The sequence below is a fragment of the Microcoleus sp. Pol1C5 genome (genome assembly GCF_036701115.1).
Classification (GTDB): Bacteria; Cyanobacteriota; Cyanobacteriia; order Cyanobacteriales; family Microcoleaceae; genus Microcoleus.
Map to the genome: position 1 here is coordinate 1 of NZ_JAUBQE010000091.1, position 14,063 is coordinate 14,063.

Genomic DNA, 14,063 nt, shown 5'->3' on the forward strand with positions numbered 1-14,063 from the left:
AAGTCTTTCTTTGTCATTTTCTATAACTTTTAATATCTTCACAACCTTACTTGCAAACGAAAAGCATTCGTCACCGTAGTGAAGAATCAGCTCAATGTCATCCCCTACTTGTAAGCCCAGATTAAAATTGTACTTAGCAACTTGCATAGACCAATTGACTTGTTCTTTGTCTACGTCTTTGTCTACGTCTTTGTCTACGTCTTTTTCTTCAAGAAGGGAAGGAATCATTACAAAATACTGAAACATACAGCTCGCTCCTAAATATATTAAAATAGTTTAGCTATGAACTTATTTTCTTTCATAGTATTTAAGATTTATTTAATTATTCAAATCAGAAAAATTATAGAGAATAAGAGTTTTATTTTTCATCAACTCTACGGGTAGCACTTCCAAGTCTTAGATAGGAAAGTTGCGTTTCCCCGCCTAGATTTTTAGTGGCACACCCGCCCTGTCACGGCGGAAGGTGTCAGATTAGCGACTAGGTACCAGCAGAGGCTCCGACTGTTGCAGAAGTGCGATCGCAAGGAGTAATTAATTTAATTTCTCTCCTAAATCCAGAGAAATCCCAAAAACTGCATTTTCGATGTTCTCCTGTGAAGGCGGAAGTATTTCAAATCCATGCTTCTTGTACCATCTGACAAGGTTAGGATTATTGTTGATGTCTTCTTGAGTTAGAGAACCGCAGATTCGCTTAATTCCCCGCTGACGAGCTTTCTTTATCGCAAACTGCAACAGGTGAGTTCCCAGTCCCCTGCGACGGTAATCGATTGGCTTGGGTTCAACTAGCAGTCTCAAAAGAGCTGCCCCTAAGTGCTCTGGAGCGTGAATTACATCGTCGCGAATCAAGATATCGCCTATCACCAACTTATCAGGTGGATAAAAAACGCCTTCGAGCCTACCAACTTCGCTGTTGCGGTACAAGAGTTTGGCAATAAAATATGAGTCTTCGTCCCCGTTTACTTGCAGGCGGTACTCTCGTTCTTGGCTATCGCGAATAATCATCTGATCATTGTTTTCCGATGAACTTTCCAACATCATTTATTTTTAGAATACCCGATAGCGATTGTCGCTCACCGAATTTACGATGACCCTTATTTCCCCTTGACCCCGCTTACCCACCGCATTAAGAAATACCCCCGACCGATGCAGCAATGCAGTATTTGCGGCAAACTTTCTGGTATCGGGTCGGGTATACACCAAGCATGAAGATAGAGGGACACGGGCAGGCCAAGATATTCACGCAAGAGGAAATCGAACTCTTGTTCAACGAAGGTTTGCAGAGCGATCGCGACCGCGCCCTCTTTGGAGTTTGTCTCTACACGGCTTGCCGCATTGCCGAAGCGTGCAGCTTGAAAGTCATCGATGTTTTCACCCCGGCGGGCGCCATCCGCTCCGAAATGATCGTCCGCAAAGGCAACACCAAAGGCAAGCTCGGCACCCGCACTATCCCGATCATTCAAGAGTTGAGGCTGCTGTTGGAAACCTACAAACATCCCGAACACCCCTACCTGTTCCCCAGCCGCCACCTCAACCACCGCTGTTCGCACGCGAACCCGGAAGCCGCCTCTCACCTGTTCCAAGAAGCTTGCGATCGAGTTGGCATCATCGGCGCTTCCACCCACAGCCTCAGAAGGTCAGCACTCACTCAGATGAGCAACGCGGGTATTCCAGTGCGGATTATTCAAGAAATCAGCGGCCAACGCAACGCCAGAACAGTTGCAGCGCTACGAAAGAGGTTAGGTCAGAACAAGTCAGAGGAGCGATCTCTTCACTTTCCATGCTTTCTAACACTGGAAAACGCTCGTTACCCCGTTGGCAGCGGTCTGCTAGTTTATGACGATCGCCCCCAACCGCCGCGATCGCTCCATCTCCGCCTACCAGTGCAGTAATGCAGTAAGTTTGACCGACTCCGTTGTCGGGTCGGGTATAAACCACAGGTCGCACGTCAACGGTCACGTGAAGTATGGGTGGGTCGCGAGTTCAGTTTGCTTTATCGAGCGAGCGATAAAGAGTTTGTAATTGAGAAAATTGGCGTTAAGAAAGCTCGATCCGATCGGTATTTGTGATATGACTGAAATAAAAGAAGTTTGCAAGCTAACTCACGATGAGGTTATGAAGGAATGAATGTTAACAGCGCCGCTCAACTTCTGCAAACAGGCTTTCGCACAGCACTAGGAGCAAGCAGCGCGATCGCGGAACTGCTCCATAACCCGCAAAAATTAGTAGACATCCTCGCACAACCGCCACGCTCGCCAGATCAACTCCTCCAAGACCTTGCTACCAGAGGCGAAAGCATAGAACAAGAAGCACATAAATTTGGTGAGACATTTTTATCGGGCGGCAGTAATCATTCAAAACCTCCACAATATATTGAACGAGCTAACGAGCAATGTTTTCTACAACCCTACGATATCAAAGGCACAAACCTTTATGGATTTGTGTTAGAAAGTTCTTTGCCTCAACTCCAGAATTTGTGCGACAAATACCTCAATAATTTAACCAGCGGACAAATCGAGTACCGCCCTGCCACACACTATATCCTACTAACCTTTGGAAGTATAGACTCCCTGGCTTCTAGAGAAAAGCCCGATCGCGACAGAGGTTACATCGACGAGCAGGAAGTTGTGATTTGGGTCTTAACTGCGGTCGGTCAACAACGTGGCTCCATCTTTCAAATAGACCGCTTTGCTTGGTTCGTACCTTACATATTCGTCAGCAATTCACCAGCTTTAGCTTCAGGTCGGGAGGTTTACGGCATCCCGAAAGAGATTGCAAGCTTCAACATTCCCTCAATCGATCGGTTACAAGACCCCTTCAGTTTGCACACTTATACGTGGAAAACTTTAACTGCTCAAACAGAAGCAAAATGGGAACAGCTAATCAGAGTATCGCAGAAAAATGGAGGTAGCGAAAGCCAGTCACCTAAAATATGGACTAGCTATTCAGAAGCAGTTGCAGAAATCGCCCAATTATTTTTCGGCAGCGACAGCATCATGAAAATTCCGGGCTTAAGCCTGCCACTTAACCTGCTTGAATACCTGTTGCAATATCGGCTAAATGCAGAAATTCCTGTAGTCATGCTCAAGCAGTTTCGCGATGAAAAAGACGGCAAACAAGCTTGCTATCAAGCGATCGTAGAAATTCCCATGAAAGTGTCCAAATATCACGCAGGGCGACTCCTCAGTTTTGGTTCTACTGGTGGTTCTCAATTTGAGGTCACAATCTACAATTTTGCCAGCCACCCCATTGTCACAGAATTGGGCTTGCAAAATGGCGAACCAGAGCCAGAACAACCAGTAAACATACAGCCGAATCTGGCTTTCTGGCTCAACTTTGATTTCACAGTCGAAAATGGTACTGCGGTTTGGAAAGCGCATTCTTAGGTTAGGCTTTTTCTTTCTAAGTCAATTTGTATAGGGGCAGAAATTTTGATTCCTTTTTGTAATCATAACTACTTGCCACCTCTCTTGTTGTAGGATACATTATTTACCAGGATTTACGACGCACTGAGGTCTCTGGGAGGCAAAGGCGCTTCAGGACTCAATATCTTAATACAATCAGGGGAACGAAGCATGATAACGTTTTATCTTTTGCACGAACAGAAGAAATACCTTGAAGAGTTCATGAATAAAGTTTCTCGGTCTTTTGCATTGGTAACTCCTTGTTTTGAAGAACCGTTAGATGCTTTTATGGCCACGGCATATCTGATTTTTCGCGTTGCTGACAACATTGAAGATTGCCAACAGTCCTTTAGCTGGCAGCAGGCTCGTTTTGATGAATTTCAGCAACTGCTAAAGGAACCAGCTTTTGCCTCTAATATTTTATCTAGCTGGTCGTCCGAAAATTGGCCGGGACTCGATGCCGACCAAAAGCAATTAATGAATCTGGAAAATGGACTAATGTTATGGCAAATTTATGCACTAATACCAAACGATGCTAAAGCAATTATTCATGGCTGGGCTTCTGCAATGGTTGAGGGAATGAAACAAGTGCTAGATCACCAACAGGCTCCTGTTATGGTAACGCGCAATGGGATCAGTCTCCCAGCCAAAGAAAACGACTACAATCGTTATTGCTATTTTGTAGCTGGCATAGTTGGTCATATGGGGACAGAGTTAGCTATCAACCATTACCAATTCAACTTAGATGTTGCAGCTTGCCTTCTAGCAGGTTGTGAAACCTGTGGCGAAGCATTGCAAAAAACAAACATTATCAAGGATTTTCCTGAAGATTTGGCTAATGGTATATGCTATTTACCTGATGTATGGATACAAGAAGTCGATGGTTCACCACTCTTGCTGAAGGGGGCTCCCAAGAGTTGGACGCAAAAAGTTATTACAAATGTGATGGTTGAGCTAAATAAGTCTGTCGGTTATATAATGAACATTCCCTATGAAGCTGTAGGCTATCGCTTGGCTAGCTTAATGTGCCTACTTCCTGCTTACCAGACGCTATTGTTTGCAGCGCAGCAACACGATCAATTATTCACAGCAGATCATTCCGTGAAAATCTCTCGTAGTTGCTTCTCGCAGTGTATTGAAGATGCTAAGTCGATGGTGCGTGATAATGATGCACTACTAAAATACAGTCAGGAATTGCAAAAATCTGTAGAATATGAGTTCAAATGAAAAACAGGGTTTGGATGCAGCTAAATTAGAAGATTGATCCACTACTTTTGCAGGGGAAAAACAAATCATGGCTGAAACTATGAAAAAAAAGAAAATCGCAATTTTAGGAGGAGGTATGGCTTCTCTTACAGCAGCTTTTGAACTGACAAGTCAACCTGATTGGCAGGAAAAATATGAGATTATACTCTATCAAATGGGGTGGCGTTTGGGTGGCAAAGGCGCGAGTGGACGCAATATGAATGCCCAAGATCGAATTGAGGAACATGGCCTACATATCTTGATGGGAATTTACGAAAATACCTTTCGAGTTATGCGTCAGTGCTATCAAGAATTAGGACGGAGTGAAGACATCCCGCTTGCTACCTGGCAGAACGCTTTCAAGCCACACAATTTCATTGCATTTCCTGAATATATCAACAAACAGTGGGTACTTTGGCCGTACGACTTCCCAACAAATAATTTACTGCCCGGAGAAAGCGATAAATTGCCCTCTGTTTGGGAGTCTGTTTGCTTGCTAGTCGAGTTTATGGTCGATCAATTTAAGAGTTCATCCTACTTATTTAGCACTCTGTATGACGGCGACAATTTATTGGATTTTACAGGGATTCCAGAGTCGATAAAATCTCTACTGAAAGAGATGAATATTCACTTAGAAATTCCTAATGTTCCTTATGAAATTGGCTTATTATATATTGCTCAAAAATTAGTTCAGGAATTGCCGCAAGATCCTAAAACGCACCGAGCTATACAACACCATGCTTTGCTTTGGTGTCTGGGTCAATTCAGAAATTGGCTTTTCCGAATTGTTGAGGAAATAATAGAGGCGCACCACAAGTTTCGTCGCCTGTGGATACTTGTAGATTTAGCATACACCATCATCCAGGGTGTAATTGTGGACGGTATTATCTTTGATGGCTTTAATGCTATTGATGACTATGATGTCCGGGAGTGGTTGAGTAAACATGGGGCTTCAGAATTTAGCGTCAATTCGGCACCAGTGCAGGGTCTCTACGACCTTGTATTTAGTTACGAGAACGGTAATGTCAATCAACCAAATTTAGCGGCTGGAGCTGCGCTTCGTGCCTTTCTACGCATGACTCTTACCTATAAGGGTGCGTTTTTTTGGAAAATGCAATCTGGTATGGGAGATACAATCTTCGCACCACTTTACGAGGTACTCAAGCAACGGGGTGTTAAGTTTAAGTTTTTCCATCGTGTCAAAAATCTGGAGCTTTCTGAGGACAAAAAGATTATTAAAACGATCCAAATTAGTCGCCAAGTTACGCTTAAAAACAATGTTTACGAACCGCTTATTGATGTTAACAAACTGCCCTGTTGGCCGAGTTCTCCTCTCTACGATCAGCTTGTTGAAGGGGAAGAACTTAAACTCAGGAAAATTAATCTAGAATCGGCCTGGATGTCGTGGGACGATGTGGAGGATATCGAACTCAATGTAGGAGAAGATTTTGATTCTGTGGTTCTGGGAATTTCTCTAGGAGCACTAAAATATATCTGCCAAGAGCTAATAGAAGCTCGCAAAGAATGGCAGGAGATGGTAGAGAAGGTCAAGACTGTTCAAACCCAGGCACTTCAGCTCTGGCTAAAGCCTAGCTTACCAGAATTGGGCTGGATGATGCCTAATCCTGTTATAGATGCTTATGCACATCCCTTTAACACTTGGGCTGATATGAGCCATCTCAATGTCTCTGAGGGTTGGTCTTCAGAACATTATCCAGGTAGTATTGCTTATTTTTGTGGTCCTTTGGAAGAGATAAAGGAAATTCCAGCCTTTGTAGATCATTCGTTTCCTGACCAAGAAATGAATCGGGTCAAAGAAACGGCTCTTAAGTGGTTTCAGCAAAATATTGCGATTTTATGGCCTAAAATAACCCTACCCGAAAGTTCAGATATTCTGAATTGGAACTTACTTGTTGACTCAAAAAATGGTAAGGGTTTAGAACGATTTAATTCTCAGTTTTGGCGGGCAAATATTGAGCCTTCTGAGCGTTATGTAATGTCTCTCAAAGGAAGTACAAAATATCGCATCAAACCTGACGCCTCCGGCTTTAATAATCTTTATTTAGCTGGTGACTGGACACTTAATGGGATTAATATTAGCAGTCTTGAAGCAACTGTTACTTCAGGTATGCAGGTATCGAGGGCAATTTCTGGTTTTCCTCAAAAAATTGTGGGTGAATCAGATTTTTAAATTTTGACTGTAAAATGAAGAATCAGAATTATATCTAGGTAATATCTTGCGGTAAAGTCATAATATTTTACTTTCCAATCAGATGCTAAAACTTCCGGGCTACACAAATTTTCAAAAAATTAATGAAGGCGTGAAAACAGTTGTTTATCGGGGGCTGAAGCTTCAGAACCAACAGTCTGTTATTGTTAAGCTACTAAACTCTAAGTATCCACATCCTATTGATGTTGCTAATTTAAAGTATCAATATGAAATTGCGAAAAACTTAAACATTCCAGGAGTTGTTAAGTGCTTGGGGCTGGAAAAACACCAGAACAGCTTCGCTTTAATTATGGAAGATTTTGGCGCTCAATCTTTAAATTACATCCTTGCTTCTCTCAAGAACGATTTTATCGGCTTTCTCCGAATAGCAATTCAGTTAGCGGAAACTTTAGGGCAACTCCACAAACAGCAGATCGTTCATAAAGATATTAAGCCGCCAAATATTATTATCCATACTGCAACTTGGGTGGTTAAAATTATAGATTTTAGCATTTCTTCTCGCCTGGGCACAGAAAACCAAACAATTAACAATCCTAATTATCTGGAAGGCACGCTAGCCTATATATCCCCAGAGCAAACGGGCCGGATGAATCGGTCGATTGACTATCGTACCGACTTTTACTCCTTGGGTGCAACCTTTTATGAAATGCTGACAGGTTCCCTACCTTTTGCAGCTACTGACCCAATGGAATTGGTTCACTGCCATTTAGCAAAGCAACCAGTTCCGCCGATTCAGTTAAATCCAGAAATTCCCCAAACGGTTTCTGACATCACGCTCAAACTATTAGCCAAAACTGCAGAAGAGCGATATCAAACTGCTGAGGGACTAAAAGCCGATCTAGAAAATTGCCTAACTCAGTTACAGGAATTCGGCACAATTTCACCATTCATTGTAGGGTCTAAAGATTTATCCGGTCAACTGCTGATCCCGCAGAAGCTCTACGGCAGGGAAGAAGAGGTAGCTGTATTAATGGAAGCGTTTGAACGAACCAGTCTCGGCACAGCCGAAATGATGCTGGTCAGCGGTTATTCGGGAATTGGCAAATCTTGCTTAGTGAATGAAGTTCACAAACCTGTTGCAGCCAAGCGGGGGTATTTTATTGCTGGTAAATTTGACCAGTTTAAGCGCAATATTCCTTACGCTTCACTGATTCAAGCTTTCCAGTCACTCTTGCGACAGCTATTAACAGAAGATTCTGAAAAAATAGCTGTTTGGAAAGAGAAGCTTTTAACGGCACTGAGTCAAAATGGTTCTCTAATTATTAATGTTATCCCCGAACTTGAACTAATTGTCGGTCATCAGCCAGAAGTACCACAACTGAGTTCCCATGAATCCCAAAACCGCTTTAATCGCGTTTTTCAACAGTTCTTCAAAGTCTTTTGTCAACCCGAACACCCCCTCGTTCTTTTCCTAGACGACTTGCAATGGGCTGATTCAGCATCCCTCAAATTAATCCAACTGCTGATGAGCGATCGCGACAGCCAATATCTGTTAACGATCGGAGCTTATCGGGATAACGAAGTCAATCCAGCTCATCCCTTGATTCAGACATTAGAAAAGATTAGAGAAAGTGGGGCTCTCATCAATAATATTACTGTTAAACCTTTACAGCTAAACCATGTCAGGCAGCTAATTGCAGACACGCTCAACGAATCTCCCGAAGCTAGCCGTATAAAATCTTTCTCAGAACTGCTTTTCAATAAAACCCAAGGCAATCCCTTCTTCTTGACTCAACTGCTAAAAGTGTTGGATTCCGAACGACTGCTAAATTACGACACTTTTATCGGTATTTGGCAGTGGGATATCGAACTTATTCAAACCATTGGTATTGCGAATTGCAATATCGTTGAACTGATAGCAAAGAATATCCTCAAGCTACCAGCATCAACGCAAAAAGTCTTAAAATTGGCGGCTTGCATCGGCAGCACTTTTAATTTAAGCGTTTTGGCAATTGCGAATGAAGAGTCAGAATCAGTTACTGCTTCTGATCTGTGTCCGGCACTTCAGTCTGGTTTAATTTTGCCTCTAAGTGGAAACTACAAAATCCCGCTAGTTTTTCAACAGGAGGAGCTACGCGAACTTATTCTCAGCGATTCCAGGGTTGACTATAAGTTTTTGCACGATCGCGTGCAGCAAGCCGCTTATTCTTTGATTCCCGAATCCGAGCGAAAATCGACTCATCTGAGCATTGGTAAACTTTTGCTGCAAAATACCAGCCCTGAAGACAGAAAAGAAAATATCTTTGCTCTGGTCAATCAACTTAATTTTAGCGCTGACTTAATAGTTGGGCAAGTAGAAAAAGATGAACTAGCTTTCCTAAATCTAATTGCCGGTCAGAAAGCAAAAGCAGCGACAGCTTACGAAGCTGCTGCCAGGTATCTAAATATTGGTTTGGAACTCCTTGCTGCTAATAGCTGGCAGAGTCAGTATGAATTGACTCTCAACCTCCATGTAGAAGCCGTAGAAACAGAATTTTTGAACACCAATTTCACTCACTCTGAACTACTGGCTGAAGCTGTTTTAAAAGAGGCAGAAAACCTACTTGATAAAGTGAAAGTCTACGAGCTAAAAATTCAATCTTATGTCGCTCAGAACCAGCTCATTAAAGCTATTGATACGGGTTGGAAAATATTGTCCATGCTGGGGGTTTCTCCCAAATTGCTAGCAGCCGGGAATGCCTCTGTAAAATTGCCTTCGCTGACAGATTTGGAAAATGTTCCAGAAATGAACGATCCTGATAAGCTGGCGGCGATGCGGCTGCTGATGACTATCTCAGCTCCCGCTTCTATTGCCAAGCCTGAGATGGTTTTGCCCATCGTATTGACTCAAATTAATCTCTGCATTGAAAACGGTCATTCAGCGCTAGCAGCTTACGCTTACAGCATTTATGGCTTGCTCCTATGTGCAGCACTTGGAGATTTAGAGACAGGATATTATTCCGGTCAGATAGCTTTGAAGCTATTAGAGGAATTTAATGCTAAAGAACTCACAGCTAAAGTATACACTCTGTTTAACGTTACTATCAGACATTGGAAAGAACACGCTAGGGAAACAATAGATGCTTTGCAATTCGGGGTTCAAAGCGGACTGGATACTGGAGATGTAGAATATGCTGGCTATTGTGCTTTGAACTCTTGCGCTCATATATTTTTAATTGGCAACTACCTAGAATCTGTAGAGTCGCGCCAAGCTCATTATCTAGATTTACTGCTGAAACTCAAACAAGAATTTGGACTCTACTACATCAAGATATGGAGGCAGCTAGTTTTGAATCTTTTCCGACCTACAGCTGACAAATGTTGTTTAATTGGCGAGAGCTTTGATGAAGTAGAAATGCTGCCGATCTTAGAAACAGCAAATAACCAGATATCTCTTTTTGCTGCCTATCTTGCTAAATCAATTCTATCTTACTTATTTAAAGAGTTTGCTGCTGCCGTTGAAAATGCTTCAATCGCTGAAAAATATAAAGCATCCGCACCCGGACACATGACGGTTGCCGTTCACAACTTCTACTATTCGCTAGCTCTTCTGGCTCAGTATCCCCATGTACGAGCTCAGGCTGAATCTGGGAGGGAGAGCGAGCAACAAGAAGCTCTGGCTATTGTGGAGTTGAATCAAGAAAAAATGAAGGGCTGGGCTTACCATGCTCCGGCTAATTATCAGCATAAATACGATCTGGTTGAGGCAGAAATAGCGCGGGTGAAAGGGCAAAATTGGGAAGCGATGGAGTATTACGATCTCGCCATCGCGGGAGCTAAAAAACAGGGGTACGTTCAGGAGGAAGCTTTAGCTTACGAACTGGCGGCTGAATTTTATTTAGGGGCTTCAAGAGAGGAGATCGGTCAGACTTACATGGCATCAGCATACTACGGCTACGCTCGGTGGGGAGCGAAGACTAAGGTTGCAGATTTGGAGTCAAGATATCCTCCGCTTCTTTCTCTGATATCTGCTGCTAATAACGCCAGCTTTGAGAAAACTACATCTACGGAAACTACAAATTTTACAAATACTACAACAGGTAATTCTTTCCTCGATTTAGCAACAGTAATGAAGGCTTCGCAAGTTTTAGCGAGCGAAGTTGTTTTGAGTAAATTGCTAGAAAAATTGCTAAAAATTCTGATGGAGAACGCTGGCGCCCAAAGCGGTTTTTTAATTTTAGCAAAAAATGGCAACTTGTTAATAGAAGCGTCTGGTTCTGTTGAACGAGATCGGATAATAGTACAGCAGTCGCTTCCAATCGCTTTCAGTCAGGATTTGCCACTGTCTCTAATAAATTATGTAGTCCGAACGAAAAGAGATGTTGTTTTAGATGATGCCGGGAGGGATGAACTATTCAAAAATGATATTTATATTGTCAAAAACAATACTAAGTCTGTTTTATGTACGCCTATTATTAATCAAGGTACTTTAATTGCTGTGCTTTATTTAGAAAATAATCTGGCCGCAGGTGTTTTCACAGCAGAAAGGCAGGAAGTTTTAAAGCTTCTTTCTACTCAAGCTGCGATTTCTTTAGAAAACGCTTTTCTCTATAAAAAATTGTCGGCAGCTAATGAAAAATTGCAGGAGTACAGCCAGACTTTAGAGGCGAAAGTGCAAGATAGAACGCGGGAAGTTACAGAAAAAAACGCGCTCCTACAGCAGGAAATTAGCGAGCGAATCTCTACTGAATCAGCTTTGAGGCAGTCAGAAGTGCAGTTAAAAGAACAAGCAGTTCAGCTAGAAATTGCTCTGATCGAATTGCAGCAGACTCAGGCTCAAATGATTCAAACTGAAAAAATGTCAAGTTTGGGACAGCTAGTTGCAGGAATTGCTCATGAAATTAATAATCCGATTAATTTCATTTATGGCAATCTTACTCACGCAACTGAATACATGCAATATTTGCTGCAAATAATCAATATTTACCAGCGGACATACCCGATTCTTACTCCTGAATTGGCAGCAGTAACAGAAGAAATTGAACTTGATTTCCTCCAACAAGACTTGCTGCAAATTCTGAAGTCGATGAATGTTGGAGCCGAGCGCATCCGCAATATTGTGATAGGTTTGCGGAATTTTTCGCGCCTTGCAGAGAGCGAGATGAAGCGGGTTGACATTCACGAAGGGATTGAGAGCACGCTGCTGATTTTGCAGCACCGCCTGAACTCAGCGGTAAAGCTGGGGGATGGAGATGATAGCGGCGACGAGGGAGGCATTGGGAGCAGAGAAATCCAAGTTGTTAAAGAATACGGGAACCTGCCTTTAGTCGAGTGTTCTGCTGGAGAACTCAATCAGGTGTTTATGAATATTCTAGGCAATGCGATCGATGCGCTGGTACAGTTGGACAACCAACAGTGTCCAACGCCTGCGATTCGGATTCGCACAGAGGTAAAAGGCACTAGCGCGATCGTCTCAATTGCAGACAACGGACTTGGAATGAGTGAATCAGTCCGCGTTAGGGTATTCGATCCCTTTTTTACAACTAAGCCTGTAGGTTCGGGGACTGGTCTGGGCTTGTCTGTTTCGCACTCAATTATCGTACAAAAACACGGCGGTTCGCTAACGTGCATTTCAGCACCAAGGCGGGGAGCTGAATTTGTTTTGGAGATTCCGCTATCACAGGGTATATAGACGTTATGCTAGTACATGATTTAGTTGAGTTTTGAGTCCAATTTGGATAGAGAACAGTAACAGCAGGTTGTCAACCAATTTTAGAAGTGCATCCGACCCATTTAGTATCATTAATCCTACTACTTTGTTAAGCTAATTGCTCCGATGGTAGTAGTGCATAGTAATGGTAAACTTGAGGTCAGAACCCTGAAAAATTTCAGTCAAGTCGATGAATTGTCCTAAGTGCCAATCAACCCAAATCATCAAATACGGACACACCCACTACGGTAAACCTCGATTTCGCTGTCTTGCTTGTGGACGGCAGTTTGTGGAAAATGCTACTCGAGGGCCCATAGATGAAGCAACTCGTAAGTTGATTGATAAACTGTTACTCGAACGCTGTTCTCTGGCAGCCATTGCACGAGTAACGGGTGTATCTGAGCGCTGGTTACAAATGTACGTCAACCAGAAATTTTATCAGACCCCCAATCTTGGTGGAAATCACTAAAAAAAACCAGGCCGGCTGACGATTCAGTTAGACGAGATGTGGTCATTCGTTGGTTCCAAAGATAACAAACAATGGATCTGGTTAGCCATTGATGCAGACAGCCGTGAGCTCGTGGGGGTATTCATCGGCGATCGTTCTCGTCAAGCAGCCAAAGGGCTTTGGCAATCATTACCGGCAGTTTATCGCCAGTGTGCTATCTGCTACACCGATTTTTGGGAAGCTTATGAGCAGGTGCTACCAAGAAAGCGGCATCGAGCCGTTGGCAAAGAAACCGGAAAAACCAGTTATATTGAGCGCTTCAACAACACCCTGCGCCAGCGAGTTGGGCGATTGGTTCGTAAAACCTTGTCGTTCTCCAAAAAATTAAGCAATCACATCGGTGCGGTTTGGTACTTTGTCCATCATTACAATGCCTCCCTACGGTCTTAACCATTACTATGCACTACTACCGCTCCGATAAATGTGACCTTTGCACCTTTACCGCGTTAGCTGCACTTGGGCTAATTTATGACGATCGCCCTCACCCGCCTCGTTAAGAAATACCCCAGAACGGTGCAGCAATGCTGCAAGTATGCAAGACTCTCTGGTATCGGGTCGAGTATACACGCCAAGCATGAAGATAGAACGGCACGGCCAAGCCAAGATACTCACGCAAGAGGAAATCGAACTGCTGTTCAACAAAGGTTTGCTTTCTGAGCGCGATCGCACGTTGTTTGGGGTTTGTCTGTACACCGCCTGCCGGATTGCCGAAGCTTGTTCCCTGGAAGTGATCGATATTTACACTGCCAGAGGTACAGTCCGACCTACAATCAACTTCCGCAAGGGCAACACCAAAGGCCAACTCCAAACCAGGACGATTCCCGTCATTGAAGATTTGCGAAGTCTCCTGACATCTTGGAAACCTAACGCGGGTCAGACTTATTTATTCCCCGGCCGCCACCCGAACCATCATTGGAAGCATCTGCACACTAACTCAGCGGATCAGATTTTGAGAGAAGCGTTCGAGCGAACCGGCATCGAGGGAGCCTCCACCCACAGCTTCCGTCGCACCGCCCTGACTCAGATGAGCAACGCCGGAATTCCACTGCG

8 protein-coding genes and 1 pseudogene are annotated in these 14,063 nt (G+C 43.4%); 7 read left to right on the top strand and 2 right to left on the bottom strand.

Annotation, left to right across the window (positions count from 1 at the left end):
* Nucleotides 1-246, bottom strand: a 246-nt coding sequence (locus QUA23_RS29520) for a hypothetical protein (protein WP_333110655.1), incomplete at its 3' end; no start/stop codon positions are given.
* A 285-nt stretch (nt 247-531) separates the two neighbouring features.
* The gene (locus QUA23_RS29525) at nt 532-1,002 is read right to left on the bottom strand and encodes a GNAT family N-acetyltransferase (RefSeq protein ID WP_333078383.1); all 471 of its coding nucleotides are present in this window, start codon (nt 1,000-1,002) and stop codon (nt 532-534) included.
* Nucleotides 1,003-1,202: 200 nt separating this feature from the next.
* Between QUA23_RS29525 and QUA23_RS29530 the strand changes: the two genes are divergently transcribed.
* From QUA23_RS29530 to QUA23_RS29560, 7 genes and pseudogenes are all read left to right on the top strand, one after another.
* Entirely contained in the window at nt 1,203-1,889 is a 687-nt protein-coding gene (locus QUA23_RS29530) for a site-specific integrase (protein WP_333078382.1), read from the top strand.
* Nucleotides 1,890-2,120: 231 nt separating this feature from the next.
* Entirely contained in the window at nt 2,121-3,383 is a 1,263-nt protein-coding gene (locus QUA23_RS29535) for a hypothetical protein (RefSeq protein ID WP_333078381.1), read from the top strand.
* A gap of 189 nt (nt 3,384-3,572) precedes the next feature.
* Entirely contained in the window at nt 3,573-4,628 is a 1,056-nt protein-coding gene (locus tag QUA23_RS29540; protein ID WP_333078379.1) for a squalene/phytoene synthase family protein, read from the top strand.
* A 67-nt stretch (nt 4,629-4,695) separates the two neighbouring features.
* Nucleotides 4,696-6,837: an NAD(P)-binding protein gene (locus QUA23_RS29545; RefSeq protein ID WP_333078377.1), complete on the top strand. Its 2,142-nt coding sequence runs from the start codon at nt 4,696-4,698 to the stop codon at nt 6,835-6,837.
* Between the two features lie 82 nt (nt 6,838-6,919).
* Nucleotides 6,920-12,487 (top strand): AAA family ATPase, encoded by a 5,568-nt coding sequence (locus QUA23_RS29550; RefSeq protein WP_333078376.1) that lies wholly within the window; start codon nt 6,920-6,922, stop codon nt 12,485-12,487.
* 208 nt (nt 12,488-12,695) lie between these two features.
* A pseudogene (locus QUA23_RS29555) lies at nt 12,696-13,403 on the top strand (IS1 family transposase).
* Nucleotides 13,404-13,545: 142 nt separating this feature from the next.
* Nucleotides 13,546-14,063, top strand: a 518-nt coding sequence (locus QUA23_RS29560; protein ID WP_333110658.1) for a tyrosine-type recombinase/integrase, incomplete at its 3' end; no start/stop codon positions are given.

Excerpts from the sequence above, each read along its gene's own strand:
- QUA23_RS29525 (WP_333078383.1), bottom strand. The coding sequence starts at position 1,002 with ATGATTATTCGCGATAGCCAAGAACGAGAGTACCGCCTGCAAGTAAAC.
- QUA23_RS29530 (WP_333078382.1), top strand. The coding sequence starts at position 1,203 with ATGAAGATAGAGGGACACGGGCAGGCCAAGATATTCACGCAAGAGGAA.
- QUA23_RS29535 (WP_333078381.1), top strand. The coding sequence starts at position 2,121 with ATGAATGTTAACAGCGCCGCTCAACTTCTGCAAACAGGCTTTCGCACA.
- QUA23_RS29540 (WP_333078379.1), top strand. The coding sequence starts at position 3,573 with ATGATAACGTTTTATCTTTTGCACGAACAGAAGAAATACCTTGAAGAG.
- QUA23_RS29545 (WP_333078377.1), top strand. The coding sequence starts at position 4,696 with ATGGCTGAAACTATGAAAAAAAAGAAAATCGCAATTTTAGGAGGAGGT.
- QUA23_RS29550 (WP_333078376.1), top strand. The coding sequence starts at position 6,920 with ATGCTAAAACTTCCGGGCTACACAAATTTTCAAAAAATTAATGAAGGC.